Raw genomic sequence first — 26,409 nt, forward strand, 5'->3', positions numbered from 1 at the left:
TAGATGAAAGTCTCTTTAAACCATTATTATTTATATTTCAGGTTTCAACATTATTACAATGACTTTTTGTTTAGGTGTTATTTCAGGGGGAATCATTATCGTCGATATAAACATAAAAATAGGTGGAGAAGCCGGTCAGGGCATACAAACTATAGGATTGGTTCTTTCAAGAACATTTGTAAGGGATGGTTTCTATGTTTATGGAAATCAGTTCTATCTTTCCAGGGTGCGGGGCGGACACAACTATTTCCACATAAGGGTGAGTGATCACCCTGTATATGCACTGGATGAAAAGATAGACGTATTGGTGGCTCTTGACAACCAGACAATTCCTGAGCATATTGAAGAGGTCAAAGAAGGATTCGTGCTTGCCGATGAATCTATTGTCAGGGACAATGTAGATGAAAAGATTGTATCTGTTCCTTTCACAGAAATCGCAAAGGATGTAAGTGGTAAAAAATTATTTTCAAATACCGTTGCTGTAGGAGCTGTATTTGGACTGCTTTGCTATGATCTTTCAACACTTAAAAAGTTCCTTTCCGAGACTTTCAAAAGAAAAGGTGATGAGGTTGTAGAGAAAAACATAAAGGCAGCACAAGCAGGTTATGATTATGTAAAAAATGGTAAATTTGAGGGGATTTGTAACTATAATCTCAGCCCACAACCGACTAACAGGCGGATTTTGATAAATGGTAATGACAGTGTGGGAGTGGGTGCCCTTGCTGCAGGAGTGCAATTCCTTTCGGCATATCCCATGACCCCTTCAACTGGTGTCATGACCCGAGTAGCAGCACATGCAGACGATTTCAATGCTGTTGTGGAGCAGGCCGAGGATGAGATCGCTGCCATAAATATGGCTATCGGAGCATCCTTTGCAGGGGTGCGTGCCATGACTACTACTTCAGGTGGAGGTTTCTGCCTGATGACAGAAGGATTGGGTCTCTCCGGCATTACTGAGACACCGATTGTCATCTTTCTGGGCCAGCGTCCCGGGCCTGCTACCGGCCTTCCCACAATGACCGAACAGGGGGACCTTAATTTTGTGCTTCATGCGGCACAGGGGGAATTTCCCCGTTGTGTACTTGCCCCTCGTACGGCAAAAGACGCCTTCAACCAGACAAGACGGGCATTCGACATAGCTGACAAATACCAGATCCCGGTTCTGATATTGAGTGACCAGCATCTTGCAGATGGTCTCTTTACCTATGAGATGTTTGATACATCCGGCCTGAAGATTAACAGGCATCTTCTGGAAGACAGGGCTGTGGGAAGTGACTACCAGAGATATACAATTACCGAATCCGGTATATCACCGAGGGCTATTCCCGGCCAGAACGGTGCACTGGTGGTTGCAGACAGTGATGAACACAACGAATCAGGTCATATCGATCAGACTACTGGTAACCGCATTCGTATGAATGAAAAACGTCTGCGCAAGGTAGATGGACTTACGGATGAAATGCAGATGCCAGCTATTCATGGTATAGACGGAGCAGATATTTCCCTGATAGGCTGGGGATCTACCTATGGTCCCCTTGCAGAGGCAGTTGAGATCCTGAATCGTGATGAAGTATCCATAAATTTGATTCATTTTAGTGATATTTACCCGTTTTCTCATGATACTGTCAGTTTACTGGATGGGTTGAACACCACTATATGCGTGGAAAATAATGCAACAGGCCAGTTTGCACGCCTGCTGCGGGCCGAATTAGGATTTGAAGTTTCAAAGAAGATGTTAAGGTATGATGGCCTGCCCTTTACACCACAATCGGTAATCAGGGAGCTTAAAGGAATGGGGGTGATCTGAAATGGTAACAATGGACAACTATAAAGACGGTGAAACTGAATGGTGTCCCGGGTGTGGCAATTTCAACATACTTGAGGCTGTGAAACGCTCTCTTGTGGACCTTGGTAAAGAGCCCCGCGAAGTTTTGATGGTATCAGGAATCGGTCAGTCGGGTAAATTACCACACTACCTGAAATGCAATACATTCAACAGCCTTCATGGCAGGACCCTGCCTCCGGCTACTGGAGCAAAGGTTGCCAATCCTGAACTCACTGTGATTGCGGTAGGTGGTGACGGGGATTCCTATGGTGAGGGAGGAAACCACTTCATACATGCCATTCGCCGCAATCCCGATATTACTTTGATAGCACATGACAACCAGATATACGGTTTGACCAAAGGCCAGGCCTCCCCTACAAGTGAATTGGGCATGAAAACCAAGGTGCAGACGCATGGTGTTCTCCATACCCCTTTCAATCCTCTGGCAGTTGCTATATCTCTGGATTGTCCCTTCGTGGCACGAGGATTTGCCGGTGATGTCGATCATCTTTCATCATTGCTCTCACAGGCGATTTCTCACAAGGGATTTTCCCTTGTGGATGTTCTTCAGCCTTGTGTTACCTTCAATAAACTCAATACATACAAGTGGTATCATGACCGAGTTTACAAAATGGAAGATGATGGGCATGATCCTGCAAACAGGATTGCAGCTTTTGAGAAAGCTCTTGAATGGGGTGACCGGATTCCTACAGGTGTGTTCTATAAGAGAGATTCAGAGCCATTCGAGTCCAAACTGGAGGTACTAAAAAAGGGACCACTTACAGGAAAACAATACGATTTTGCAAAGCTGGACAGTGTGTTTGAGAATTTTTCCTGAGGTTAATCATGAATCCCAAAATCAACAGGCTTGCCCGGGAAAACAGTCCCTACCTGAGACAACATTCCACAAATCCTGTTGATTGGTATCCGTGGTCAGAAGAAGCTTTTGAGCAGGCGACAAGGAAAAACCTCCCGGTCTTCCTTTCCATTGGGTATTCAACATGTCACTGGTGTCATGTGCGCTACCGTGAGTTAGCCCGTACAACCCTGTCGGCGTTTGGTGGAATGCTGCAGCGTTCTCCACCGGCCTATAGCTACATGTTAACAGGCCTCATGCTTGAAGCAGAGGCTACCCTTGTGGTAATAGTTACAGATTCTGAAAAAATCGGGCTTAAGGAAATGATGGGTGTTGTAAGGAAAAATAATCTTCTCCAAACAATATTGTTATTGAAAAACCCCAAATCTGCCAGAGATCTGGCCAGGATTGCCCCTTATACGTTTGATATGGATGTAAAAGAAGGGAGAACTACAGCTTATGTCTGCAAAGGACAAAGCTGCGCTCCTCCGGTCAACGATCCCCGGGAATTAGAAAACCTGTTGTTTTGATCATTTAAAAGTACAGGGCATCTTTTGGACAGGCTTCTACACATCGGCCACATTTTATGCAGTCGGGATTATTGCCTATATCCCTGACCGTCAGTTCCATGGGGCAAATTTTTTCGCATTTCTTGCAATCTATGCAAAGATCATGTGCCATTTTAAGCTGGTAGCGGTCTCCTCCGATTATTCTTTGTGCAGTTCCCATCGGGCATACCGTACACCAGGCCCTGGAATTGTAATATCCACCAAGCAGGATTGCTGCTACAGTTGTCACGATACACATGGATACCAATATCACTCCAATCTTTTCGAACATATTACGGGTGGCAAATACAATTGATACCCTGTATATCATCAATGACATAATCAGAATGAAAAGAGGCACTCTTACCCACAAACTTCTGAGAACACCGGGTATGTTCTTTTTCCTCGAGATTTTGTTCAGTACAAAATCATTGAAACTTCCACGTGGGCAGAGATTTCCACAGAACCAGCGTCCACGGAAGACGGCAGTGATCATCAGGGTTAGCATTACTACAGCCATGACATATCCCAGGTATGGATACCACAATCCTCCCAGAGTAACAATAAGTACAAGTACCCACAAATAACGTGTTATATTCAACATTTCACCATGCCTCCAGCTCTTTATCGACTTTGTTTACCCACTCATGTACAATTTGCATAATAATTTCCTTTATCTCATTTTTTTCCTTCAGTTTATAGATATAGGTGTATCCTCCACGATCCAGATTTGTTTGGGATTTGGTAAGGATTTCTTTTTCATGTAATTTTTTAACCGATCTCTGGACAGTTGAAAGGTCAAGCCCGGTATCATTTGCTACATCTTCGGTATTTACCCATTTTTCAGGCATATCAAAGAATAACCCGATGACCTTCATGTCGGCTCTTGTAAGTTTCAGGGCACATTTGATAACATCGTTTAAACGGAATTCTTTGCAGGCAAAGTCTATCATTCCAATACCTCTTTTAATTTACAGTACTGTCTATAATCCACAGCATATATAAACGCTTTTAACAACTGCTGTATGTTGCCAAAAATTAGCAGTACTCATGGTATTACGAGATATATTTATCAATAATGTATATTATGAAGTAGCAGGCGATTACCATGAGCGGTCGTGAATATATGCTAGGCAACGTTGCCATTGCCCGCGGTATTGTAGAAGGGGCTGTGGACGTTGTGTCCGGTTACCCAGGAACCCCTTCTTCTGAAATAGTGGATACTCTGGCTTCTATGAAAGAAAGGGACTTCTATATTGAATGGTCCGTAAATGAAAAGGTTGCAATGGAAGTGGCTGCCGGTGCCTCTATGGCAGGAGCCCGTTCCGTGGTTACCATGAAACACGTAGGTCTGAATGTAGCTGCTGATCCCCTGATGACTCTGGCATATATGGGTGTCAAGGGAGGCATGGTTATTATAGTGGCCGATGACCCTTCCTGCCATTCTTCCCAGAACGAGCAGGATACCCGCAGGTATTCCGTGTTCTCACAGGTTCCCTGTCTTGAACCATCAACCTCCCAGCAGGCCAAGGACATGATTCCTTATGCCTTTGAATTATCTGAAAAATATGAAATACCGGTAATCTTTCGCTCCACAACACGTATATCCCACGGGAAGTCAGATATCGAACTGGCTCCAGTCAGGCAGAAGACAGGTGAAATTAAATTTGAAAAGAATCCTGACCGCTGGGTAATGGTTCCTAAAAATGCGAGGGTACGACATCCTCACCTGCTCTCGATACAGCAGAACATTCGCGGCGAGCTTGAAGTTTCCGGCTGGAATGAACTTTCCATAGAAGCAGAAAGTACTGTTGGTATCATTGCTTGTGGAACAGCTGCGGTTTATGCAAAAGAAGCGCTTGAACGGCTTGGTATTACTGCTTCTTTCTTGAAGATAGGGACGTATCCAATTCCAGAAGACAGTGTTCGTCAACTTCTCGCGAAAACAGAACAGGTAATTGTGATAGAGGAACTTGAACCTGTTATTGAGGACCAGTGCAAGGTAATTGCAAGAGATGTAGAGTTTGAAACTGAAATCGTTGGCAAAGCAGATGGCCTTCTTCCCCGTACAGGTGAATTCAATGTTGATATTTGCATGGAGGGAATTGCTAAAGCCTTTGGAATTGATTCATGTGAATGTAAACCTGCAAAGCAGGATATGGAACTGCCTGTAAGACCGCCTGCAATGTGTGCGGGTTGTTCCCACAGGGGTACTTTCCATGTAATGAAAAAAGTATTTGGTGAAGATGCGGTATTTCCCAGTGATATCGGCTGTTATACTCTGGGTATCCAGCATGGGACGGTGGATACCACTCTCTGCATGGGGGCCAGTATCAGTGTTGCTTCTGGAATTTATGATGCCGGTGAGAAAAAACCCATATGCTGTACAATCGGTGATTCTACCTTTTTCCACACCGGGATTAACAGTTTAATGAATGCTATCTACAATAAATCTGATATCACTGTACTGATACTCGATAACAGGACTACTGCGATGACCGGTCACCAACCTAATCCGGGTATGGGTAAGACAGCAACCCGTGAACCAACCGTGGAAGTTGCGTTTGATAAATTGTGCAGTGCAATGGGTGCTGAATTCGTGGAAGTGGTTGACCCCTACGACATGGCCGCCACAGAGGACGTACTTGAGAGAGCAAAAGCGCATGAAGGGGTCTCAGTTGTGATAGCCAAACGTGCCTGTGTTATTTCCGCAGCAAGGGAAGGTATACGATACACTCCGTTTATGGTTGATACAGATCTCTGTAAAGGTTGCCGGAAATGCTTGAAATTTGGCTGCCCTGCAATTGAATTTGATGAAAACTCCAAGAAGGCCATTATCAATTCGATGTGCAGCGGTTGTGGATTGTGTGCTGAAATATGCACTTTCAATGCTATTGTGGAGGTGAAAAAATGACTTCCGATTTATCAGATTTTGATCTTGTGATAGCCGGTGTGGGAGGTCAGGGTGCTGTCAAGGTTTCCGATATAATAGGCAAGGCAGCGGTTTCTGAAGGGATGGATGTCCGGGCAGCAGAGACCCATGGGATGGCTCAGCGTGGTGGTTCTGTTGTGAACTATGTAAGACTTGGTTGTGAGTTGGGATCTCTTATACCCTGCGGCAGTGCCCATGGTATGCTGGCACTGGAGCCTGTAGAGGCAATGCGCTACATTCATGATGTTGCAAAGGATGGAATAGTGGTGATGAATACCTCCCCGATTTATCCGATAACCGTTACATCGGGACAATGCACCTACCCTGACCTGCAGGAAATTGTTGCCAGACTTGAGAAGGATTACAGGGTTGTGGCCTTTGATGCTGTGGCCCTTGCCAGGCAGGCCGGGAATATGAAAACCCTGAATGTCGTGATGCTGGGGGCAATTTCCTCTTATCTTCCAATCCCCGGGGAAATCTTGGTGGAATGTACAAGGAATATGGTACCCCCCAAGACCATTGATACCAACCTGAAGGCATTCCGGCTGGGCAGGGAAACAACAAGACAGTAACAATATTACCATGTACAGTATACCGGTTTCATGCTTTGACCTTGACCACACTCTGGGATGTGGTCAGGTATTTCGCTGGACAAAAGAAGATGACTGGTGGCACGGTGTGGTACAGGGAGATTATGTACATGCCTTCTATGAACAGGAGGCGGAGACCCTTTACATTGATTCCCGTCTCCCTGTTGAGTTTTTTGTGAAATATTTCAGGCTGGATGATGACCTGCCCTGTATCTTTTCTTCAATCGATCATGATCCTTACGTACATGAAGCAATATCAAAATACAGGGGGTTGCGCCTGATTAGGCAGGATCCCTGGGAATGCCTTGTGTCTTATATGATAGCAACTGCTTCGAATATTCCTCGTATAATGAAATCCATAGAGAAACTGTCCCGGCTGCTGGGTAGGGAAATTGTAGATGGGATTTATGCCTTTCCTGAAATATCTGCCCTTGCAGCTTGTTGTGGTGAGGATCTTTGTGACTGCAGTCTGGGTTTCAGAGCACGCCGACTTATCAAAGCTGCCAGGATGATAGAATCAGGGGAATTAGACCTTTATGGGCTGTATGATATGGATTATTTTCAGGCCAAGCAGCAATTGATGAATATAGAAGGTATCGGGGAAAAGGTGGCTGATTGTATCCTCCTTTTCTCCTATGGGAAAATGGAAGCTTTTCCTGTAGATACCCATGTTGACAAGGTCATCAGAAATTATTATTCCGATATTTTTGAAGGACCTTATACCAAACCCAGAATGGCTGAGTGGGCACGATCCTATTTTGGACATTACTGTGGTTATGCCCAGCAGTATCTTTTCTATCAGCACAGGCGTGAAGGTAAACTGGGTAGTGGAATGGATTAAAGAAATTCATTGAGAAAAGCCCGGTAGTCGTTATCCTTTATTTGCAGGATATTTTTCCCGGACAGGATTTCATACTCGTCTTTAATGTTCTTTGCAACCTGTTTTCCCAGGGAACAGTTGTAAATTTCATTTTCAAGTAATGAAGAGGCTGTAGTATATTTGCGCGGTACTTCAGCTACATATTTCCCGTCTTCTATGTAGAATGCAAACACATCTGTTCTGTTGGTGTATTTCTCCCTGAACATTTCAGCATGTTGCTTAACCCATACTGGCGGACCCCTGTGTTTTTTGACCGTTGCAATCTGGGAATTTTCCAGTTCAATGATAAGTACGACATCCTTGCCTACCCATATACCACTTTTAATGAGTTGAAAGTCCTGTTTTTCAAGTAATGCTTCCACGGACTTTTGCATTTTGAAAAGCTGGGGATACAATATATCTTCTACAACTTCAGGAGTATGGAACTTCAATGCAATTATGGAGCTTGTTCTTTTATTCATTCTCTGGATTACTTGTTCATCGGACAGTGGAACAGGATTTTTTCGGACAAAAAAAGATTCATTTGGTTCTTTCAGATACTGGCGGCAGAGATCAACGAAGAGGCAAAATTTATCCAGGGATAGAGCAGCGGCTACGTTTCTTCCTGCATCTGTGGGGTCAATCACCTGAAGAGGCTCGCTATATTCTTTTGTGGGCTTCAGGAACTCTATTTTCTGATTCGGCTCCCACACTGCTGCGGCTTCAAGCACGTTTTTGAAAGAGCCATAATGGATTATGAGCAGTTCGGTGAGATAGCCCGAGAAACCCCGGGTTTTCAGTTCTGAGCCATATGTCCCTCCGGCTTTCATGAATTGTTTGAGTAAAAGCACGTCATCTTCAAGACCTTTGATCCTCTCTTTTATGAAGCGGTTGTGAAAAGGAGTCCTGTCAACAGCTGAGATAATTCTGGAGGCGTCGGTTACACGGTAGCAGGGAACGATATCTACATCAAATCCGGCATAGTTCATTTTGGTGTAGGGGTGTTCTGCATAACCTTCCTCCCAAAATCGGCTTTCTTTTGCGAGTTCGTGACCTATGAACAAACCATACTCTTCAAGTTTTTCCCGTGGAAGGGATGGGTCAAAACTTATGAATATATCAAGATCATGTGTTCCGGTGATCCATGTATTGCGAGCAGCTGAGCCTACCAGCTGGACCTTCACATCGGTAATACGTTCTTTTTTGGCTATCTGGATCGCTCTTCTCATCAGATAATCGGCAGTTTTTTCCAGTTTTTCTTTTTCTTTCAATGAAGGTTTGATACGTTCCAGTACCTTTTGTTCAAGAGGCAGCATGCAAATCCTTTTGAGTTCTGTGTTTTACAGTTATGTTATGTATGGCTTTTCAGCTGTTTTTTACTATATATCCTTTGAAGCTATATACTGTTTCTTTTATTGTTATTTTATAATATAAATGAACATAAAACTGTCTAACGATAAAAATTTATAGCTATCTATCTTCTCTTCTATGGATAACGGGAGTTTGACAGATGGAGAACAGGTGGTGCAGTTTAACTGTCGTTGTCTTTTTTGAGTCTATATTTGGAGGTAAATATGTTAAGTGAAAAGATGATCGATGCGCTGAACGAGCAAATAAACAGGGAAATGTACTCTGCTTATCTTTATATGGCAATGTCAGCTGCAAGTTCATATAAAGGACTTGACGGCTTTTCGAACTGGTTTATGGTGCAGTATCAGGAAGAAATGACTCATGCCATGCGTATATATGATTACTTGAATGGACAGGGGGCACAAATCCAGCTTAAGGCAATAGAGCAGCCACCAAAGGAATTTGGTACGCCTCTTGAGATGTTCAAGGCAACCCTTGAACACGAACAGTTCATCACAAGGTCCATCAATGAACTGGTCACTCTTGCAAATGAAGAGAAGGACTATGCAACAAACATATTCCTGCAGTGGTTTGTCACCGAACAGGTCGAAGAAGAGAGCAATGACAATGAAATAATCAGCAAACTCCAACTTGCAGGTGAAGATGGCAATGGCCTTTTTATGATTGACAAGGAACTCGGGGCAAGGGTTTTCACCCCACCGGCACAGGAAGAACAGTAATCAGTAAAAGGAGGATTTGATATGGATATTGAAGAATTAATTAAAGGAAAGGTATCGGAAGGCAAAGAGAAACATGTACCTGATATTTCAATCAGCAAGTCCCATGGTTCAGACGTGGAAGACCTTGTGACGGTCCATGTGGGAAAGGAAGTTGCCCATCCCAATACGGTTGAGCATCATATTGTATGGCTTGAGTTGTATGGTGTGAAAGAGAATGGGCAGGTAGTAGATCTTGGACGTGCGGAGTTTGGCCCCTCTTTTACCGAGCCTCTTGCAAGGTTTAAGTTAAATGTTGCCGATTTCAAGGCCGTGTTTGCTATGTCCTATTGTAATGTACACGGCCTGTGGCAGAACCTGATCGAACTCTAAGGTTAGGTGAAATTCATGGGCACAAATGCAGATAATGTAAAAGAAGTCAAGGGTTTCCTTCCAAGGTCCATAAGGTATGCCCAGGACATAAATGAAGACTTCTCTGAGGCCCTTGCATCCTTTTACACTGCTGTTTGGGAAGACAGGGAGGATGGTCTCTCCATGAAGGAGAAACATCTTCTTGTCTTTTCCATTGCCTGTTCCAATAATAACAGTGAAAGTGCAGTGAAAATTCTTGAAAGACTCAAGAAATTTGGGGCAACCCGTACTGAGATCACGGATTGTATGATGATCGCTGCCTGGACAGGTGGTATCCAGAATTTCACTGATTTCAGCAGGCAGGTATTAAAGCAGATGGATAAATTGGAATTCTAAAAGGCAATCGACTATGACTTTCAAAGATATATTGCTCGAGGAAAATGTCGGCGGATTTGACCTTTTCCTCAGAGCCCTGATTGGTTCAGTGGCAACGATTGCCCTGGCCATGGATCTGGTAGAAACCTCCCCCTGGAACTGGCTGGTTGCTCTGGTGGCTTTGGCTGGATTATTTACGGCAATGATAAGGCACTGTACGCCCTATCATTATCTGGGTATCAATACCGCAAAAAAATAATTATTCCAGCCCGATCTCTTCATCTGTAAGATAACAGGCCGGGTCATCTGCCCAGACATTGCCATAAACAGCTTCTGCACGGACACGGAAATTTCCGTTACAGATGTCCAGCCACTTGCACCGGCCACATCTTTTTGCATGTTCCTTCAATAGGGGTTTGCGATCTTTCAGGCCTGCAAGTAAATTGTCGCTGAGATCTGTCCATATCTCACTGAAAGGTCTTTCCCTGATATTCCCGATGTTGTAGTGGCGCCAGAACTGGTCCGGGTGCACTGTTCCATCCCAGGAAACACAACCAATTCCTACGCCGGTGGAATTTCCTCCGTTCATTTTCATAAGATCGAGGACCTCGGTTGCACGTTCGGGTTCTTCGTCCTTTAATTTCATGTAGAGGTAGGGGGCATCACAATGATTGTCCACGGTGAGTACCTCTGGTTTAATTCCCTTCTCATAAAGCTGTTTTGTACGATCCATGATCAGGTCTACGGTTTCCCGGCTTTCTTCATGTGTCAGGTCCTGTTTTATGAGGTCGCTGCCTCTGCCTGCATACACAAGATGATAGAAACAAATCCGCGGAATTCCTTCTTCTTCCAGCAGGTCGAATATTGCAGGGATTTCCCGGAAATTACTTTTATTGATTGTAAAACGCAGGCCAACCTTGATTCCTGCTTTCATGCAGTTGCGGACACCTTCAAGCGCCTTTTTGAAAGCCCCTTGTTGTCCGCGGAACCTGTCATTTGTCTCTTCCGTGCCGTCAATGGATATTCCAACATAGGACAGGCCGATTTCCTTTAGTTTTTTTGCCATGTCCATATCTATTAGTGTGCCATTTGTGGAAATTACTGCTCTTAGGCCTTTTGAGACTGCATATTCGGCCAATTCAGGCAGGTCTTTCCTTACAAGAGGTTCTCCTCCGGAAAAAAGTATGACAGGCGTTTTGAATTCTGCCAGATCATCGATGAGTCTTTTTCCTTCTTCTGTGGATAGTTCTCCCTCAAAATCCTTCTCATCTGCCTGGGCATAACAGTGAATGCATTTGAGGTTACATTTGCGGGTGATATTCCAGACTACAACAGGTTTCTTGTCCTTTGAGAACTGGAGTAGGTGGGAAGGTAATCTGGAGGAATGTCTTCCATATCGCAGGGCATCCGATGGTTCGACAGTTCCGCAATAGAGCTTTGAAATACCTATCATTTATAGACCTTCTTTAGTCAAAATATTCGTCTTTAATTGTCTTTAGCATTTCATCGAAGGTGTACTTGCAGGGCTTTATAGTTGTTTCCACGCCATATTCCCGAATGGTATTTGCTGTAGGAGTGCCAATTGCAGCCACTATAGACTTTTTCATAACTTCTTTTATGTCATCGGTTTTTCCCATCTCTTCTGCCAGGCTGAAGAAATTGCGTACCATCATGGAACTTGTGAAGGCAAAAATAGCAATATCTCCGGCTGCCGCCCTTCTGATAAGCTCCCTCTGCTTGTCCCCTTCGGGTCGGACAAGTGTATATACCTGTGTTTCCAGAACCGATGCGCCACACTTTTCAAGCCCTTCTATGAGCAGGACTGAACCATAAGCACTGCGTGCGGTATCAACAATCTTTCCCTTAACATCAGGGCAGAGATATTCCACCAGTCCTTCTGAGCTGTAGACACCTGGTATACCCAGGACTTCAATTTCAAGTTCTTCCAGCCTCTTTTTAGTATTTGGGCCGATGGCTATTACTTTTGTCCTGTTAAGAGCATTGGTAAATTCATTCCTGTCTTCTACTTTGTCCAGGGTATAGTCGATACCATTGGCACTGGTAAATATAACATAGTCGCTCTTTCCAGAAAGGATATGGTCGGTGAATATATCGAACATGTCGTCTTTCATATCGGTGAGTTCGATCATTGGTGCCTCGAATACCTCGTATCCCATGGATTGTGCCATCTCGCGGGATTTTGCAAGGTAATTGCGTGGTCTCATTATTGCTATGGTATTACTCTTTTTATCCATGTTATCCCCATACGACCTCTTGCATACCCAGGATATCATGTACGGAAACCACGTCACCCACAACTGTTATTGCAGGGGCCTTTACACTGGCCTTTTTTGCTTTTTCTGCTATGTTCTCAAGGTTTCCTGTGGTGATCCTTTGATCTGGGCGGGTTCCTTTTTCGATAATTGCCACCGGAGTTGTCGGAGGTTTGCCATATTTTTTCAGTGCATTCATATTCTCTTCCAGCCTTTTCACTCCCATAAATATGACCAGCGTCCCGGGGAATCGGGCCAGGGTTTCCCAATCAAGGCCGGTTTCCTTTTTGGTCGGGTCTTCATGGCCGGTGATGAATGTAACCATCGATGCATGGTCCCTGTGGGTTACAGGGATTCCGGCATAAGCAGGCACTGCAATCGCAGAGGTGATACCGGGTACAACCTCAAAATCGATTCCTGCCTGCACAAGTTTTTCAGCTTCTTCGCCGCCTCTGCCGAACATATAGGGATCCCCGCCCTTTAATCGAACGACATTCTTTCCTTCTTCTGCCTTTTTCACTATCATATCGTTGATTTCTGTCTGGGTTAGTTTATGATTGCCTGCATATTTTCCTGCATCTATTTTTTCTGCCGTTTCGGGCATGCTCTGCAGGATTGCTTCTCCTGGCAACTGGTCATAGACTATGACCTCTGCGCTGTCGATCAACTTTCTTGCTTTTATTGTGAGCAGTTCCGGATCTCCGGGACCGGACCCAACAAGATATACTTTCCCGTATCCACTATTCATGATATTAATCCTCTATTGACGTGTTTGGGGAACTAAGGAATTGATTGGTTAAAAAGGTTATATGTACTGGATATGAACCGAAGGGAAGAAAAAGTGAAAAAATATACTCATTGTTTATCGAGTATATATAATAAAATATCCTTGTTGAGTTTTCCCTCTCTTTCTATCTTTCTGGCAATTTCTTCGTCTGACATACCCTCAGATTTCAATTCCTTTATCCTTTCATTGACAGAAGGTGAGATGCTGTAATACTCATTTATGTCTTTCCTGTGGCCCCACACATCTCCCTCTATAAGTCTGATTCCTTCCATCTCAAGGAACATTTCAATGGATTTTGATACAGTTTTCCTGTAAGATGAAGGTATCTGGATCACTTCTACATTCTTACATCTTTTAACGAGATCAAATATGTCCTTATTGGACGGTCGGAAAGCCAGATGAATCACTCTTTCCCCCTCATCGAGTGTTTCAATTTCTTTCCTTTTACTGACAACTCTGATTTTCATGATTCCACTCCTGATATCAAGCTCTATGCATAACTGAATAAATTATTATTAAGTCTCACCTCTTAAATAATTATCGAGTGAGGGACTCATTCATTTTTCTTCAAACGCAACCTTACAGCATCAGCATGAGCATACAGCCCTTCTTCTTCTGCAAGTGTGATTATTGTATCACTCAGCGATTGCAAGCCTTTCCTGTCCAGCTGCTGTATTGTGGAATATTTCAGGAAATGATTGATGTTTAATCCTGAGTAGAGCCTTGTATATCCGGCTGTAGGGAGAACATGATTTGTTCCTGAAGCATAATCACCGGTTGAAACGGGAGCATATTTTCCCATGAAAATCGATCCGGCACTATCAATCCTGTCCAGGACTTCATCATCATCTGCTGTCACTATCTCAAGATGTTCGGGTCCGAATTTGTTGGATAATCCAATACACTCATCAAGAGAAGCACCTATAAGGATGGCCGCATTTTGCAGGGATTCTTTCACGATCTCTGACCTGGGGGTGGTATCTGCAAGTTCTCCTAAGCGTTGTTGCGTATTCGCTGCAATTTTCTCAGAGGTGGTTGTTAATACACAGATTGCGTTGGGGTCATGTTCGGCCTGTGCCAGCATGTCAGCTGCGATGAAATCCGGATCTGCAGTTTCATCTGCGATTATCAGGATCTCACTGGGCCCTGCCGGGAAATCTATCTCTGCATGTGTGCGGATAAGCATCTTTGCCGTAGTCACAAATACATTTCCTGGCCCCACAATCTTGTCTACAGGTTTAACGCTTTTAGTTCCATAGGCAAGAGCTGCAACAGCCTGCACACCGCCGAGTCTGTATATCCTGTCAGCACCAGCTACCTTTGCAGATGCAAGTGTCAGAGGATTTACCTTCCCATCGGGGCCGGGAGGAGTGCACATGGCTACATCCTTCACTCCTGCAACTTTGGCCGGGATTATTGCCATAAGTGCTGTGGATGGGTAAGACGCTCTTCCCCCGGGTACATAGGCACCTACGGATCTTAAGGGTACGGTTTTCTGTCCTGCTTTAATTCCCGGGGAAATTTCCACAAACCATTTGTCCCGGGGTAATTGGGCTTCATGGAATTTCCGGATGTTCGATGCAGCCTTATCCAGATGTTTCAACAAAGACGGATCTACTTTTGTCATTGCTTCATTAATTTCGTCTTCAGTTACTTCGATGGCACCAATACGGGCTTTGTCAAATTTTTCAGTATAATAACGCAGGGCACTATCCCCGTCCTTTTTCACATCTGCAAGTATTGTTTCAACTGTATCCTTTACAGCCATCAGATCTGATGCCCTTTCCATAAGATTATTCAATTCATTATTGGTGAGGTCTTTAATTTTCTTATAAAGCATGGGGTAAGTCTCCGTCTTTGTGTTTATGTATTAAATCGTTATTTCAGATAAAGTCCTGAAATGTTTTTTGTTGTTTTTTAGTTTCCAATGTTTCCGGCTCTACATAACCATTACTGTGAGTTTCCCTGCCTAGGTATGAAAGGATTTTTTGGGCAATCTTTGGCCCGACTATTCCTGCAAGTTCCTTTTCATCTGCTGTTGCAAGTTTCTGGCGGCTGCGATACCCCTTCTTGAAAAGTTTGCGTGCTCTTGCTCTGCCCACATTGGGAATTTCCACCAATTCCATTAGTTCACTGCCTGCACCATAATGTATCCGTTTTTCAAGTTTAGCACATTCAGTTTCAAGTTGTGGATTTATCCTGGATGCAATTCTTTGGGTGGCATGCATCAGCCACTCGGCAATATCAGAGCTGGCATAAATGTCTCCTTCTCCGACCTGATAATTCTCAACAATTTTCTCCAGGCTTTTTTCATTGATCCATTCCAGCAGTAACAAAGCGGTCTTGACCTCTGAGAGAAACCATTCATATTCTATCTGTTTGAAAGGACTGGGAACTTCAATAAAATCTTCTGTATGATTCATCACATAATCATTTATTATTTCATAATCCCTGTTGCGCAAGTAAAGCAGGCGCATATCCGGTGTACTGCAAATCAGTTGCAACAAAGTCATATCTGTGGCATATGTGGTTTTTTCCAGGCCGCGGATGATTTTTGAAGCCGAAAGGGGGTCAATATATAGCGAGGATATCATTTTTCCCAGTGCGGTTGCTCTGATGGTCTCATTGTCCTGTTCAAGCATTCCCTCATTCTTGAGGAAGATCAGGGAGTCTTCAAGCAGTTCTTCGAAATTCCAGCTCTGTTGCTGGTGGGCAAAAAATGTGGAACCCAAAAAGGTAAGTATCTCCCTGTGGCAATTTGCAAAACCGCTTGCAATAGTTGAAAGGATATGAGTGCGCAGTGCATTCTCGGTACCCAGTTTGGACCAGATGTCTTCTGCAGAAGCATTGGTGTATCTCTGCAGCACATCGGTGAATTCTTCATAGGTTTTCACTATGACTACAGCCTCTCCGTAAGGGTCCAGATGTGGTCTGCCTGCCCTGCCTGCCATCTGTTTGTAGTCAAGTACAGGGATAGGTTGCATTCCTGCATTGGGGTCATAACGTTTGTAGCTGCGGATGATCACACGTCGGGCAGGCAGGTTCAATCCGGCTGCCAGTGTGGGTGTGCTGCAGATCATTTTTATAGAATTGTTCCGGAAGGCATCCTCTACGATTCTGCGATGGGCAGAATTCAGTCCTGCATGATGAAAGGCTACCCCCTTTTTAATGCAGTCGGCAAGAGTTTCAGTGAGTTTTGTTTCCCCGTTTTCCAGAACATCTTTTGCAATTTCTTCCAGTTCATTGCGATTTTGCCTGTCGAGCAGTTCTCCGACAACAGGAGCACATTTCTTTGCAAATCCGACGCAATTCTTACGACTGCTGTCAAATACAAGACATTGTCCTCCTTCGATAACAGTGTCCAGCACAAGGTTTACAGTATCTTCCCTGTGGCGTCTTTCGATAAACTTCTGGTCTTCATCGAAATTGATGGCATCTCCGAAAAAAATCCCTTCATGTAAATCCGTGGGTCTCCATTCACTCAATACGAGTTTGGCTTCCAGCCACTGTGCAATTTCTATCGCATTGCCAACTGTAGCTGAAAGAGCAACTACCTGTGCCCCCGGATTGAGTCTTTTAAGTTTTGTAAGCGTTACTTCCAGTGTAGGTCCCCTGTTTGCCGAATCCAGTAGGTGTACCTCATCAACGATCACAGCGGTGATATCTTTCATCCAGGGTGTGGAATTACGCAAAAGGGAATCTGTTTTCTCGGAGGTGGCTACTATTATGTCATTGGAACCCAGCCATTCATCCCGTGAATCAAAATCCCCTGTTGATATGGCTGCTTTTATTCCCAGGCTTTCGAATCGTTTAAAATCCCTGAATTTTTCAGAAGCCAGTGCTCGAAGGGGTACAATGTAAAGGGCTTTTCCTCCCTTTTTAATAGCTTTTAGCATCGCCATCTCTGCAAGTAAGGTCTTCCCTGATGCTGTGGGGATTGCTGCAAGCAAGTTTTCTCCTTTTAGCAACCCCTTTTCTACAGCATCTGCCTGGGGTGGATAGAGTTCTTCTATACCGGCCTGAACATATACTTCAATGGCTTCTGAAGGCAGGTCCAGTTCTTCTATTTTCATGAAATTTCACATCTAAGGCGAGTTTGGATATCACTTTTGCTGTTGAAAGGTACAAATATAATTAATAGCATTTATTATTAAAGGGGAATTGTGGGTTGAAAATAGCTATTTTGTCACAAAGTAAAAATTTATATTCAACACGTCGGCTTGTGGAAGAGGCAAAAATCAAAGGCCATTCTGTAATGGTTGTCAATACTCTTCGTTGCTATATGAATATTACATCTTCAAAGCCTTCCATCCACTATAAGGGTAAGGATCTTGATAATTTTGATGCTGTTATACCGCGTATAGCTGCCTCCATTACATTTTACGGCACTGCGGTTTTACGCCAATTTGAGATGATGGGTGTATTCCCAGTAAATGAATCAGTATCCATTTCCAGGTCCCGGGATAAACTACGCTCCTTGCAGATTCTTTCCAGAAAAGGATTGGGAATGCCTATCACAGGGTTTGCTCGGTCTCCCGATGATGTCGATGATGTCATCAGAATGATTGGAGGTCCTCCACTGGTGGTGAAATTGCTTGAAGGTACCCAGGGGATAGGTGTGATTCTTGCCGAGACCAGAAGTGCTTCTGAAAGTTTGATTGATGCCTTTTTAGGAATGGAAGTCAATATAATGGTGCAGGAATATATCAAGGAGGCAGAAGGATCGGATATTCGTTGTTTTGTGGTTGGCAATAAAGTTGTGGCTGCCATGAAAAGACAGGCAAAAGAGGGAGAATTCCGTTCCAACCTTCATCGTGGGGGAACTGCTTGCTCTGTAAAAATCACTCCGGCGGAAAGGAAAACTGCTGTTGCGGCAGCAAAGACTCTCGGATTGAATGTGGCGGGAGTTGATATGCTTAGATCTTCAAGGGGTCCCCTTATTATGGAGGTAAATTCTTCCCCTGGGCTTGAAGGAATCGAAAAGGCATCCGGAAAAAATGTTGCTTCCATGATAATTGATTTTATCGAAGAAAATGCCAGGCCTTGTCGTACAGGTACCAAAGGCTCAAAACAGTAAGGATTCTGTTGTAAATAAAGTGAAATTATATATATATATATTGAATTCATCTGGATGACAAGATGAATAAAAGAGCATCTTGCTATTTCTGTATTGATCCTGTAGGTAACAATACAATTGCTGTGTATTTGCAGAAAATTGGAACGATAAGCAAAACGATGTTGCCCTTTGTTAAAGGGTACCTTACATTGTTTTTTGGAAAACCTCGCAGATTATTTTGGAAGCAGCCCCTTTTAAGAACACAACCATGGATAAAGATTAAATTATAAGCACTATTATTTATTGGATGTTTTATTAAGAATAAATATGGTAGGTCCAATGGTAAACACATCAGATGTATTTTCTGAAACTTCATGGCAATTCTGGAATTTCTGGAATGTACTGGATGTTCTATTCGTAATTTTCGTTATCGTTCTTACGTTTGTTGCATCAAAATTGGTTGACAGGATAATTCGGCATCAATTTGAAATAGCCAACCGTAGAATGGCTGTAGATGAAACTGCTTATCGAATTATCAGGCATACATCCATAGCTCTTGTCTATGTATTTGGATTAGTTCTGATAATTATGCATTTTCCGACACTGCAAGACCTTTCTTTTGCTATCCTGGCAGGTGCAGGATTTTTGGGTATAGTCGTTGGTCTTGCTGCCCAGAGCACAATGTCAAATATTATTTCAGGCGTATCCCTTGCCATATTTCGCCCCTTTAGGGTGGGAGACCGTGTTAATATCAGGGATGATTACGGCAAGATTACGGATATCACTTTACGTCATACGGTCGTTAAAACCTGGGACAATCGCAGGCTTATCCTGCCAAATCATGTAATCAGTGACGAAGCTATCATAAATTGGACTATAGAGGACCCAACGGTATGCTGGCCGATTGAGATAGGTATAAGCTATGATTCCGATATTGATCTGGCCCGTAAGATAATGGTCGAAGAAGGTCGCAAAAACAAAAATACGATGTCCTTCTCTGAACTTCGTAAATATGATGAAAAGTTCAGTGATGATGATGTTTCTGTCCTTTTAACAGGACTCGGAGATTTTTCAGTTAACCTGAAATTATTTGTTTGGGTAAGGGATAGAAGTTTTGCTTATGGTACAGGATGTGAGATTAGGGAAGCTATCAAGAAACGTTTCGATAAAGAAGGAATAGAAATTCCATTCCCATACAGAACATTGGTGTACAAAAAAGACCTGATTGCAGAAAAAAGTTACATCGGGCAAAAAGAAGGAAAAGAGGATTTTTAATATCCTCTTCTTTTTTTATTCGTTTCCAAGTTCCCCGTTGAAATACTTGTCGTATGAGATCATATCAAAATGACCATGGCCACTCAGATTGAACAGGATGGTCTTTTCTTCCCCTGTTTCCTTGCATTTCAGTGCTTCATCGATAGCACATTTGATTGCATGGGATGATTCAGGAGCTGGGGCAAATCCTTCCGTTCGGGCAAAGGTCACGCCTGCTTCAAATACTTCGATCTGGTGGTAGTTTGTGGCTTCCATGAGACCTTCATTGACAAGCTGACTGATTATGGGTGAACAACCGTGATAGCGCAGTCCACCGGCATGGATTGCAGGCGGGATGAAATCATATCCCAGAGTATGCATTTTCAACAATGGTGTCATCTTTGCAGTATCACCGTAATCGTACCTGTATTCCCCGGCGCTTAAAGTAGGACATGCGGATGGTTCTACACCGATCACTCTCAAATCCTTGCCATCCATTTTATCTTTGATGAATGGAAGGCCGATTCCAGCAAGGTTACTACCACCACCACAGCAGCCGATAACGACATCAGGGTAATCCTCAGCCATTTTCATCTGTTCCTGGGTTTCCAGTCCTATTATTGTCTGGTGATGCATCACATGGTTAAGCACACTTCCCAATGCATACTTGGTATTATCATTGAGTGCAGCATCTTCCACAGCTTCACTGATGGCTATACCCAGACTTCCGCTTGTGTCAGGAAAATCTTCCTGGATCTTCCTGCCAAACTGGGTCTCATTGCTCGGGGATGGAATTACATTTGCTCCCCAGAGGTTGATGAGGGATTTTCTGTAAGGTTTCTGGTAGAAACTGGATTGTACCATGTACACTTTACATTCAATATCAAAATAGTTACATGCAAGGGAAAGAGCACTTCCCCACTGTCCTGCTCCGGTTTCAGTAGTAATCCTTTCGGTTCCCTCTTTCATGTTGTAGTAAGCCTGGGCAATTGAGGTGTTAGGTTTGTGGCTGCCAGCAGGGCTCACACCTTCGTGCTTGTAGTAGATCTTTGCAGGTGTGCCGAGTTCCTTTTCAAGTCTTGAGGCACGGTAAAGGGGAGATGGTCTCCAGAGCTTATAGATATCTTTTATTTCATCGGGGATGTCTATGTAACGCTTATCAGACATTTCCTGTTTGATAAGTTCCCTGGCAAAAAGAGGTTCAAGTTCCTCCGGTTTGATTGGTTCATTTGTTGCAGGGTTCAATGGAGGCTCAAGGGGGGTGGGCATGTCAGGTAAAATATTATACCATTTCTTTGGCATATCATTTTCATCGAGTATATATTTTGTATATTCCATGATAAGTCCCTCATATTTAATGTACACTTTAGTACTATTTTGTACGGACAGTTGTTTATTTAAGACTATCGGATAATCATACCAGAAAAGGTTGCAAAAGAAAAGATATATTCATGAATTTTTAGGGTTTGCAACCCAACTCCACTCTTTCTTCTGGTGAGAGGGATAAATAAAAATCGATTATTTCAAGATCATTATAGTGTTTGCTATGCAAAACTTCAAAAAAACGGTCAAGTTTCTGGATAGTTTCCTTATGCATGGGCTTTAAAGATAAGAATTCTTTTGATTCTTTTTCCAAACCCACTTTAGCAAGCTTGTCTGCCAGTACTTTCACTGTTTCTCGATCCTGTTTCAAAAATTGTTGCCTTATGTAATCTATGTCATCCCTGGAATCATCAATTCCCTCTTTGTTTTCCCTGAATTCTTTTGCAGTAATATCATCATAAAGACGCATATATCTTTGATGCAACTTTGCACTTTTTTCCATGTACCAGTACCAGAAGCCATTGTCCATATCAGGATTACTTTCCCTTGTACCATGGCTACTTCTTTCCTTTGCCTTTTTGACCAGCCATTCCCTTCTCCATTTATTGAATTCTGAATCGGGGTTCTGGCTGGCCTCGGGGGCTTTGTTTGGACTATCCCCACTCTTCATTAGCTCATACCACCACGTCTGCTATAAAGATAGAGAAGCACAACAGATAGCCTATACTATCGCTATTAATGTAAGCTCTCTTGTTGTACCACCTGCTATACCACTAGCAAGTTCAAATTATATTTATTCTTATTTAACGTTATTCGCATCGTCTTGTATAGTAATCATCAGTATGAGGGAGTATGTTTTAAGATTTTATTTTCTAAAGATTATTATGCGTGAAATACTTGTAACAATATGTGCTAATTATACATATTCAAAAACTCATTAGTGATCACAATGAATACAGAAAATCAACTTTCTATGGAAGAAAAGGAATTATTGAGCCAACTGGTAAGTGGCAGCCTTTCAATGCATCGTCTGGATAAACATGTCGAAAAGGACAGGGCTGTGCTCCTTCGCAGAATGGCTCTGGAAAGAATTAGAGATGTACAATTGGAACATATTGGTAGTTTCAGTATAAATGAAAATGAAGCAAGTAAGCGCAATATTGAAAATATGATTGGAGCGGTGCAGGTTCCTCTGGGAATTGCAGGTCCTGTTAAAATAGGTGGGGAATTTGCGCAAGGGGAGTATTATCTTCCTCTTGCCACTACAGAAGGAGCTCTGGTTGCCAGTGTGAATCGTGGTTGTTCAGCGATTTCTGTTTCAGGTGGCACTGTAGTGAGGGTCTTCAATGAAGTGATGACCAGGGCGCCTGTGTTCAGGATGAATGATATTAATCATGCAAAAGAATTTGTTGACTGGATAAAAGACGGGGACGTTTTTGGCCAACTTCAAAATAAAGTTTCTGAAACGACACGTTTTGGTAAACTTACCGGTGTTGAACCATATGTACTGGGTAACAATGTTTACCTGCGTTTTGAATTTGACACCAAGGATGCTATGGGAATGAATATGGTAACTATTGCTACCCAGGCGATTGTGGACCTGATCAGTAACGAGTTCGGTGTTTATCCGATATCCCTTTCTGGAAACATGTGCTCCGATAAAAAACCCGCAGCTATCAATAACATCAAGGGCCGGGGTAAAACTGTGGTTGTTGAGGCTGAATTGCCTGCTGAAGTTGTAGAAAAGAAATTAAAGACCACTCCGCAAGCAATGGAAGAGGTGAATTACAGGAAAAATCTTCTGGGTTCAGCCCGTGCGCAGTCCCTGGGATTCAATGCCCATGCGGCCAATATAATCGCTGCCATGTATATTGCCTGTGGCCAGGACCCTGCTCATGTTGTTGAGGGTAGCAGTGCGATAACTACAATGGATGTTACAAAATATGGCTCCCTTTATTGTACTGTGACCCTGCCGGCATTACAGCTGGGTACTGTAGGAGGAGGCACTATAATAGGTACGCAGGCAGAATGCCTGGCTTTGCTGGGAGTTGCCGGTGGAAGTGATGTGCCTGGTGCCAATTCAAAAAAACTGGCTGAAATAATAGCATCAGCGGTACTTGCAGGAGAAATCTCTCTTGTAGGTGCACAAGCAGCCGGTCATCTGGCACGCGCCCATGCTGAACTGGGAAGATAATCAGGATCTCTGGGAGTGGTATATCTCCCCGATCCTTTCCAGGCTCTCTGCTTCTTCAGGAGATTTATCATCCCTCACATTAACAAGCCTGGGAAAACGCAGGGCATATCCGGATTCATAATTGGGACTCTTTTGTATCTCTTCAAAAGCAATCTCAAAGACAATTTCCGGTTTTAATTCTATTTTTCGGCCGGCTTCATAAACAATCAAGTCAGAAAAAAGAGTGGTGAGTTCTGCCAGTTTTTCGTCTGTAATACCGGTGGCAACCTTCCCAATGGCAGGGAATTTCCCGGTGTCCGGATCATAACAACCAAGTGCATAGGAACCAATGAGGTTTGCCCGTCGTCCATATCCCCATTCGGCACCGATAACTACAAGGTCCAGGGTTTCCATGAGTGGCTTTTTCTTGAGCCAGTTCTTGCCTCTTTTACCGGGTGAATAAGGTGCATCGGGCTTTTTTATCATTATTCCTTCATGGCCTGCCCTGAGGGCATCTGCATAAATTTCCTGTATCTCTTCCTCATTATCGGTAATAACCTGTCTGTCCACGAGTATCCTGTCATTGCTCTGGACATTCTGGAACAATAACTCTCTTCTTTTCCTGAGTGGGTTATCAATCAGGCTTTCCCCGTTAAAGTAGAGTATGTCAAAGAGGTTTAGTTTGAGGGGGATTGCTTTGGCAATTGCTTCAACATCATATTTTCTTCTGAACCGCTTAAGTATGTCCTGGAATGCGCGAGGTTTACCATCTTCTCCGATTGCCACGGCTTCTCCTTCCAGAATAGCCGTGTCTGCATTCACATTTTCCTGAACTGCTTCTACTACATCGGGCAGGGAGGATGTTACATTTTCAAGTCTGCGGGAGAATATGTGTATGTTATCTCCTTTTTTATGTATCTGCACTCTTGCCCCATCAAACTTCCATTCCACAGCAACTTCTCCGAGGTCATTCAGGGCTGACCGGATACTGGGTGTTACCTGTGCCAGCATCATTTTGACAGGCCGATTCAGCTGAATGTCAAGTTTCTGTACTTCTTCATTGCCACCATTGCAGGCCGCAACGGCTACAAGCCCCAGGTCGTTTGTCAGCATGAATGCCCGCTCGACTGCAGCCACATCAGTATCAAAGGCTTTGGATATCGCATCTCTGACAATTCCTTCTCCCACACCGATACGCAGTTGCTCGATAGCAAGCCGGGCCAGGTAACGTGCCTCTATCGGGGTTGCCGAATTGAAAAGATATTGTAGATTTTTTATTTTGGTACTCTGAGAACGTTTTCCTGTAGCATCTGCAATATGGGTGAACCTCTCATAAACTTCTTTGATTTCCATGCCGGGTTTTTCTTCAGTAAATGCTGAGAATGTGGACTGTCCTGCAGGATTGGATGACAGGGCCTGTACTGCTGTTTCCCCTATGTCCCCGGTTTTACGGATGATATTTTCGATTTCTTCCTCTGAAACCCCTGATGATTTTGAGAGGGCGGTATATAGGAGTCTGTTCCCGACACCCATTTGCCTATCACTCCAGGCAGGGAAAACCGAACCCATTACAAAGTGAGTCACGACAGGAAGTTCTTCAATTGTAACCTCTTTCAGGAGTTTTGCAATCACATCGGTCATTTCCAGTGAACCGGGGATTTGTTCGATACTTGCACATGTTTTTGCAAAATATTCAAAAGAGGTCACTTATGAACACCTATTCTCAATCTTCTCTGTAAATTGATATAAGGTCGCTCAGGATTGCACTCGCAGTTTCGATAGAACCTGCACCCCTGCCAGTTGAGGTAACTGTGCCTGCAAGATCGGTCTGCACCGATACAACATTGAGGGTTCCTCCAACGGCAAGTGGATGACTTTCCGGAACAAGACGTGGTGAGGTTTGGATAAATCCATCCTTGACTTCTCCTATTTGCTTGATAACATATCCTTCGGATTGTGCAAGGGAGAGAGCTTCAGGAGTAATTTTGGTGATACCTTTTACATCCACATCATGGTATGTTGCTTTCATTCCGAATACATAGTTTGCAAGAATTACAAGTTTACAGGCAGCATCGATTCCTTCCACATCATATGTTGGATCAGTTTCAGCAATGCCGAGCTCCTGGGATTCTGCAAGCATCTGTTCATATGATGCGTGCTCCTCCATCATCCTTGTTAAGATGTAATTGCAGGTTCCATTCAGGATTCCTTCAATACTGATAATTGAGTTGCCTGCTATACTATCACGTATCAGGTTTATTGCCGGCATGGCACCACCGACAGTTGCCTCAAACCTGAATTTAGCATTGTTTTTTTGGGCAGCTTCTGCAAGTTCCCCATATTTGAGGGCCAGGGGACCTTTGTTGGATGTTACCACATCCATTCCCTTTTCAAAAGCTGTCAACATGTTGTCAAGCCCGACTCCTCCGGTTTCAATGTCTGTAGGGGTGGTTTCAATGACAACTTCATGATCTACATTTCTGATAACTTTCAGGCCGCTTAATGTTTCGGGTCCTACCCGGCCAATTTCCTTTTTACTCTTGAGAATCTTTTCAAGATCAAGGCCTTTTTCATCGATAGCAGCACTTCTGGAATCAGCCACAGCAACAACTTTCAGGTCAAAACCCTTTTTTTGGATCTCCTCTTTTTTCTGGAGTAATACCTGAGCTACTCCCTGTCCTACAGAACCAAAACCGATTATTGATGCACGAATAATTTTCATATGTATAACTCCTCAGGAAAATTCTGCCCTTATGGGCTCAACAACAAGCAGGTCTTTTTTCTCTGCAATATTTTTTAGTATGCTGATTGCTTCATGCAGTTCCTTTATCCCTACAGCACATATCTTCAGGGAAGCAGATGAAGCGGTATTTATATGGGGCATGGAAAGAGAAATGTCCACAACTTCTGCATACCCGGTCCTGTCAATGCTGTCGATAGTGTCCTGAATATCGGTATGGACAATATGACCTATCAGGATGACTGCTCCTTCCTCGATCAATCTTTTTTCATCTACTTTGCTGATTCCTATGCCATTTTTTTTAAGTTTTTTTATAATTGCATCGAGATTATCAGGTTCGGCTTCAAAAACGAGCTGTACTGGAATGGTGCCTCTAGGTG

General features: G+C 43.5%; 27 protein-coding genes. 13 read left to right on the top strand and 14 right to left on the bottom strand.

Going from position 1 to position 26,409, the window contains the following annotated elements; all coding sequences use genetic code 11:
• Positions 1-58 precede the first annotated feature (58 nt).
• From A9957_RS09775 to A9957_RS09785, 3 genes are read left to right on the top strand one after another with little or no spacing between them, the layout of a single operon-like run.
• Positions 59-1,807: a 2-oxoacid:acceptor oxidoreductase subunit alpha gene (locus A9957_RS09775; RefSeq protein ID WP_096712161.1), complete on the top strand. Its 1,749-nt coding sequence runs from the start codon at positions 59-61 to the stop codon at positions 1,805-1,807.
• Position 1,808: 1 nt separating this feature from the next.
• Positions 1,809-2,663 carry a 2-oxoacid:ferredoxin oxidoreductase subunit beta gene (locus A9957_RS09780; RefSeq protein ID WP_096712162.1) on the top strand — a complete coding sequence of 285 codons (855 nt, stop codon included), beginning with the start codon at positions 1,809-1,811 and terminating at the stop codon, positions 2,661-2,663.
• 8 nt (positions 2,664-2,671) lie between these two features.
• Entirely contained in the window at positions 2,672-3,211 is a 540-nt protein-coding gene (locus A9957_RS09785; protein ID WP_292344060.1) for a DUF255 domain-containing protein, read from the top strand.
• 4 nt (positions 3,212-3,215) lie between these two features.
• On the opposite strand, the gene A9957_RS09790 is transcribed toward A9957_RS09785, so the two are convergent.
• Both A9957_RS09790 and A9957_RS09795 read right to left on the bottom strand, forming a co-directional pair.
• On the bottom strand, positions 3,216-3,833 hold the full coding sequence (locus A9957_RS09790) for a 4Fe-4S binding protein (protein ID WP_096712163.1): 618 nt from the start codon (positions 3,831-3,833) through the stop codon (positions 3,216-3,218).
• A gap of 1 nt (position 3,834) precedes the next feature.
• Positions 3,835-4,182: a MarR family transcriptional regulator gene (locus A9957_RS09795; protein WP_096712164.1), complete on the bottom strand. Its 348-nt coding sequence runs from the start codon at positions 4,180-4,182 to the stop codon at positions 3,835-3,837.
• A 155-nt stretch (positions 4,183-4,337) separates the two neighbouring features.
• Here A9957_RS09795 and iorA point away from each other — a divergent pair, with 155 nt between their 5' ends.
• The 3 genes from iorA to A9957_RS09810 are packed head-to-tail and all read left to right on the top strand — an operon-like array spanning position 4,338 to position 7,592.
• A complete protein-coding gene (gene iorA / locus A9957_RS09800; protein ID WP_105460696.1) occupies positions 4,338-6,143 on the top strand; it encodes an indolepyruvate ferredoxin oxidoreductase subunit alpha in 1,806 nt (601 codons plus the stop codon).
• Positions 6,140-6,733: an indolepyruvate oxidoreductase subunit beta gene (locus A9957_RS09805; RefSeq protein WP_105460695.1), complete on the top strand. Its 594-nt coding sequence runs from the start codon at positions 6,140-6,142 to the stop codon at positions 6,731-6,733. The genes iorA and A9957_RS09805 overlap by 4 nt, the downstream gene beginning before the upstream one ends.
• 10 nt (positions 6,734-6,743) lie before the next feature.
• Complete coding sequence (locus tag A9957_RS09810) at positions 6,744-7,592, top strand: DNA-3-methyladenine glycosylase (protein ID WP_105460694.1); 849 nt, start codon at positions 6,744-6,746, stop codon at positions 7,590-7,592.
• Here A9957_RS09810 and cca read toward each other — a convergent pair.
• Positions 7,589-8,926: a CCA tRNA nucleotidyltransferase gene (gene cca, locus A9957_RS09815; RefSeq protein ID WP_105460693.1), complete on the bottom strand. Its 1,338-nt coding sequence runs from the start codon at positions 8,924-8,926 to the stop codon at positions 7,589-7,591. The genes A9957_RS09810 and cca overlap by 4 nt on opposite strands.
• 258 nt (positions 8,927-9,184) lie before the next feature.
• Between cca and A9957_RS09820 the strand changes: the two genes are divergently transcribed.
• Genes A9957_RS09820 through A9957_RS09835 form a run of 4 tightly spaced genes read left to right on the top strand, consistent with a single transcriptional unit; the run spans position 9,185 to position 10,682 of the window.
• Entirely contained in the window at positions 9,185-9,700 is a 516-nt protein-coding gene (locus A9957_RS09820) for a ferritin (protein WP_096712169.1), read from the top strand.
• A 21-nt stretch (positions 9,701-9,721) separates the two neighbouring features.
• Positions 9,722-10,069 carry a desulfoferrodoxin family protein gene (locus A9957_RS09825; RefSeq protein ID WP_105460692.1) on the top strand — a complete coding sequence of 116 codons (348 nt, stop codon included), beginning with the start codon at positions 9,722-9,724 and terminating at the stop codon, positions 10,067-10,069.
• Between the two features lie 15 nt (positions 10,070-10,084).
• Positions 10,085-10,444, top strand: a complete 360-nt coding sequence (locus A9957_RS09830) for a carboxymuconolactone decarboxylase family protein (protein WP_105460691.1) — start codon at positions 10,085-10,087, stop codon at positions 10,442-10,444.
• Positions 10,445-10,457: 13 nt separating this feature from the next.
• Complete coding sequence (locus tag A9957_RS09835) at positions 10,458-10,682, top strand: DUF2892 domain-containing protein (protein ID WP_105460690.1); 225 nt, start codon at positions 10,458-10,460, stop codon at positions 10,680-10,682.
• On the opposite strand, the gene ahbC is transcribed toward A9957_RS09835, so the two are convergent.
• From ahbC to A9957_RS09865, 6 genes are all read right to left on the bottom strand, one after another.
• On the bottom strand, positions 10,683-11,876 hold the full coding sequence (ahbC, locus tag A9957_RS09840; protein WP_292344062.1) for a 12,18-didecarboxysiroheme deacetylase: 1,194 nt from the start codon (positions 11,874-11,876) through the stop codon (positions 10,683-10,685).
• 13 nt (positions 11,877-11,889) lie between these two features.
• Positions 11,890-12,678 carry a uroporphyrinogen-III synthase gene (locus tag A9957_RS09845; protein WP_292344064.1) on the bottom strand — a complete coding sequence of 263 codons (789 nt, stop codon included), beginning with the start codon at positions 12,676-12,678 and terminating at the stop codon, positions 11,890-11,892.
• 1 nt (position 12,679) lies between these two features.
• Positions 12,680-13,444: a uroporphyrinogen-III C-methyltransferase gene (gene cobA / locus A9957_RS09850; RefSeq protein ID WP_292344067.1), complete on the bottom strand. Its 765-nt coding sequence runs from the start codon at positions 13,442-13,444 to the stop codon at positions 12,680-12,682.
• Positions 13,445-13,551: 107 nt separating this feature from the next.
• Complete coding sequence (locus tag A9957_RS09855) at positions 13,552-13,950, bottom strand: DUF1699 family protein (RefSeq protein ID WP_292344068.1); 399 nt, start codon at positions 13,948-13,950, stop codon at positions 13,552-13,554.
• Between the two features lie 86 nt (positions 13,951-14,036).
• Positions 14,037-15,323 carry a histidinol dehydrogenase gene (gene hisD / locus A9957_RS09860; RefSeq protein WP_292344070.1) on the bottom strand — a complete coding sequence of 429 codons (1,287 nt, stop codon included), beginning with the start codon at positions 15,321-15,323 and terminating at the stop codon, positions 14,037-14,039.
• Between the two features lie 43 nt (positions 15,324-15,366).
• Positions 15,367-17,556 carry an ATP-dependent DNA helicase gene (locus tag A9957_RS09865; protein ID WP_292344071.1) on the bottom strand — a complete coding sequence of 730 codons (2,190 nt, stop codon included), beginning with the start codon at positions 17,554-17,556 and terminating at the stop codon, positions 15,367-15,369.
• Positions 17,557-17,651: 95 nt separating this feature from the next.
• On the opposite strand from A9957_RS09865, the gene rimK reads away from it, so the two are divergent.
• Both rimK and A9957_RS09875 read left to right on the top strand, forming a co-directional pair.
• A complete protein-coding gene (rimK, locus tag A9957_RS09870) occupies positions 17,652-18,560 on the top strand; it encodes a 30S ribosomal protein S6--L-glutamate ligase (protein WP_292344072.1) in 909 nt (302 codons plus the stop codon).
• A 306-nt stretch (positions 18,561-18,866) separates the two neighbouring features.
• Entirely contained in the window at positions 18,867-19,814 is a 948-nt protein-coding gene (locus A9957_RS09875; protein ID WP_241646075.1) for a mechanosensitive ion channel family protein, read from the top strand.
• A 15-nt stretch (positions 19,815-19,829) separates the two neighbouring features.
• Here A9957_RS09875 and A9957_RS09880 read toward each other — a convergent pair whose 3' ends face one another.
• Positions 19,830-21,131 carry a TrpB-like pyridoxal phosphate-dependent enzyme gene (locus A9957_RS09880; RefSeq protein WP_292344074.1) on the bottom strand — a complete coding sequence of 434 codons (1,302 nt, stop codon included), beginning with the start codon at positions 21,129-21,131 and terminating at the stop codon, positions 19,830-19,832.
• Positions 21,132-21,252: 121 nt separating this feature from the next.
• On the bottom strand, positions 21,253-21,786 hold the full coding sequence (locus A9957_RS09885; protein WP_292344076.1) for a hypothetical protein: 534 nt from the start codon (positions 21,784-21,786) through the stop codon (positions 21,253-21,255).
• Positions 21,787-22,065: 279 nt separating this feature from the next.
• Between A9957_RS09885 and hmgA the strand changes: the two genes are divergently transcribed.
• A complete protein-coding gene (gene hmgA / locus A9957_RS09890) occupies positions 22,066-23,310 on the top strand; it encodes a hydroxymethylglutaryl-CoA reductase (NADPH) (protein ID WP_096712182.1) in 1,245 nt (414 codons plus the stop codon).
• Here hmgA and A9957_RS09895 read toward each other — a convergent pair whose 3' ends face one another.
• The 3 genes from A9957_RS09895 to A9957_RS09905 all read right to left on the bottom strand — a co-directional run.
• A complete protein-coding gene (locus A9957_RS09895) occupies positions 23,311-24,996 on the bottom strand; it encodes an ATP-dependent DNA ligase (RefSeq protein WP_105460681.1) in 1,686 nt (561 codons plus the stop codon).
• A gap of 16 nt (positions 24,997-25,012) precedes the next feature.
• Entirely contained in the window at positions 25,013-26,011 is a 999-nt protein-coding gene (locus A9957_RS09900) for a homoserine dehydrogenase (RefSeq protein WP_096712184.1), read from the bottom strand.
• Positions 26,012-26,023: 12 nt separating this feature from the next.
• On the bottom strand, positions 26,024-26,409 hold a 386-nt coding region (locus tag A9957_RS09905), incomplete at its 5' end, for an amino acid-binding protein (protein ID WP_292344078.1).

Origin of the sequence: Methanohalophilus sp. DAL1, assembly GCF_001683555.1 — an archaeon.
Lineage (GTDB): Archaea > Halobacteriota > Methanosarcinia > Methanosarcinales > Methanosarcinaceae > Methanohalophilus > Methanohalophilus euhalobius.

Excerpts from the sequence above, each read along its gene's own strand:
- A9957_RS09775 (WP_096712161.1), top strand. The coding sequence starts at position 59 with ATGACTTTTTGTTTAGGTGTTATTTCAGGGGGAATCATTATCGTCGAT.
- A9957_RS09780 (WP_096712162.1), top strand. The coding sequence starts at position 1,809 with ATGGTAACAATGGACAACTATAAAGACGGTGAAACTGAATGGTGTCCC.
- A9957_RS09785 (WP_292344060.1), top strand. The coding sequence starts at position 2,672 with ATGAATCCCAAAATCAACAGGCTTGCCCGGGAAAACAGTCCCTACCTG.
- A9957_RS09790 (WP_096712163.1), bottom strand. The coding sequence starts at position 3,833 with ATGTTGAATATAACACGTTATTTGTGGGTACTTGTACTTATTGTTACT.
- A9957_RS09795 (WP_096712164.1), bottom strand. The coding sequence starts at position 4,182 with ATGATAGACTTTGCCTGCAAAGAATTCCGTTTAAACGATGTTATCAAA.
- iorA (WP_105460696.1), top strand. The coding sequence starts at position 4,338 with ATGAGCGGTCGTGAATATATGCTAGGCAACGTTGCCATTGCCCGCGGT.
- A9957_RS09805 (WP_105460695.1), top strand. The coding sequence starts at position 6,140 with ATGACTTCCGATTTATCAGATTTTGATCTTGTGATAGCCGGTGTGGGA.
- A9957_RS09810 (WP_105460694.1), top strand. The coding sequence starts at position 6,744 with ATGTACAGTATACCGGTTTCATGCTTTGACCTTGACCACACTCTGGGA.
- cca (WP_105460693.1), bottom strand. The coding sequence starts at position 8,926 with ATGCTGCCTCTTGAACAAAAGGTACTGGAACGTATCAAACCTTCATTG.
- A9957_RS09820 (WP_096712169.1), top strand. The coding sequence starts at position 9,185 with ATGTTAAGTGAAAAGATGATCGATGCGCTGAACGAGCAAATAAACAGG.
- A9957_RS09825 (WP_105460692.1), top strand. The coding sequence starts at position 9,722 with ATGGATATTGAAGAATTAATTAAAGGAAAGGTATCGGAAGGCAAAGAG.
- A9957_RS09830 (WP_105460691.1), top strand. The coding sequence starts at position 10,085 with ATGGGCACAAATGCAGATAATGTAAAAGAAGTCAAGGGTTTCCTTCCA.
- A9957_RS09835 (WP_105460690.1), top strand. The coding sequence starts at position 10,458 with ATGACTTTCAAAGATATATTGCTCGAGGAAAATGTCGGCGGATTTGAC.
- ahbC (WP_292344062.1), bottom strand. The coding sequence starts at position 11,876 with ATGATAGGTATTTCAAAGCTCTATTGCGGAACTGTCGAACCATCGGAT.
- A9957_RS09845 (WP_292344064.1), bottom strand. The coding sequence starts at position 12,678 with ATGGATAAAAAGAGTAATACCATAGCAATAATGAGACCACGCAATTAC.
- cobA (WP_292344067.1), bottom strand. The coding sequence starts at position 13,444 with ATGAATAGTGGATACGGGAAAGTATATCTTGTTGGGTCCGGTCCCGGA.
- A9957_RS09855 (WP_292344068.1), bottom strand. The coding sequence starts at position 13,950 with ATGAAAATCAGAGTTGTCAGTAAAAGGAAAGAAATTGAAACACTCGAT.
- hisD (WP_292344070.1), bottom strand. The coding sequence starts at position 15,323 with ATGCTTTATAAGAAAATTAAAGACCTCACCAATAATGAATTGAATAAT.
- A9957_RS09865 (WP_292344071.1), bottom strand. The coding sequence starts at position 17,556 with ATGAAAATAGAAGAACTGGACCTGCCTTCAGAAGCCATTGAAGTATAT.
- A9957_RS09875 (WP_241646075.1), top strand. The coding sequence starts at position 18,867 with ATGGTAGGTCCAATGGTAAACACATCAGATGTATTTTCTGAAACTTCA.
- A9957_RS09880 (WP_292344074.1), bottom strand. The coding sequence starts at position 21,131 with ATGGAATATACAAAATATATACTCGATGAAAATGATATGCCAAAGAAA.
- A9957_RS09885 (WP_292344076.1), bottom strand. The coding sequence starts at position 21,786 with ATGAAGAGTGGGGATAGTCCAAACAAAGCCCCCGAGGCCAGCCAGAAC.
- hmgA (WP_096712182.1), top strand. The coding sequence starts at position 22,066 with ATGAATACAGAAAATCAACTTTCTATGGAAGAAAAGGAATTATTGAGC.
- A9957_RS09900 (WP_096712184.1), bottom strand. The coding sequence starts at position 26,011 with ATGAAAATTATTCGTGCATCAATAATCGGTTTTGGTTCTGTAGGACAG.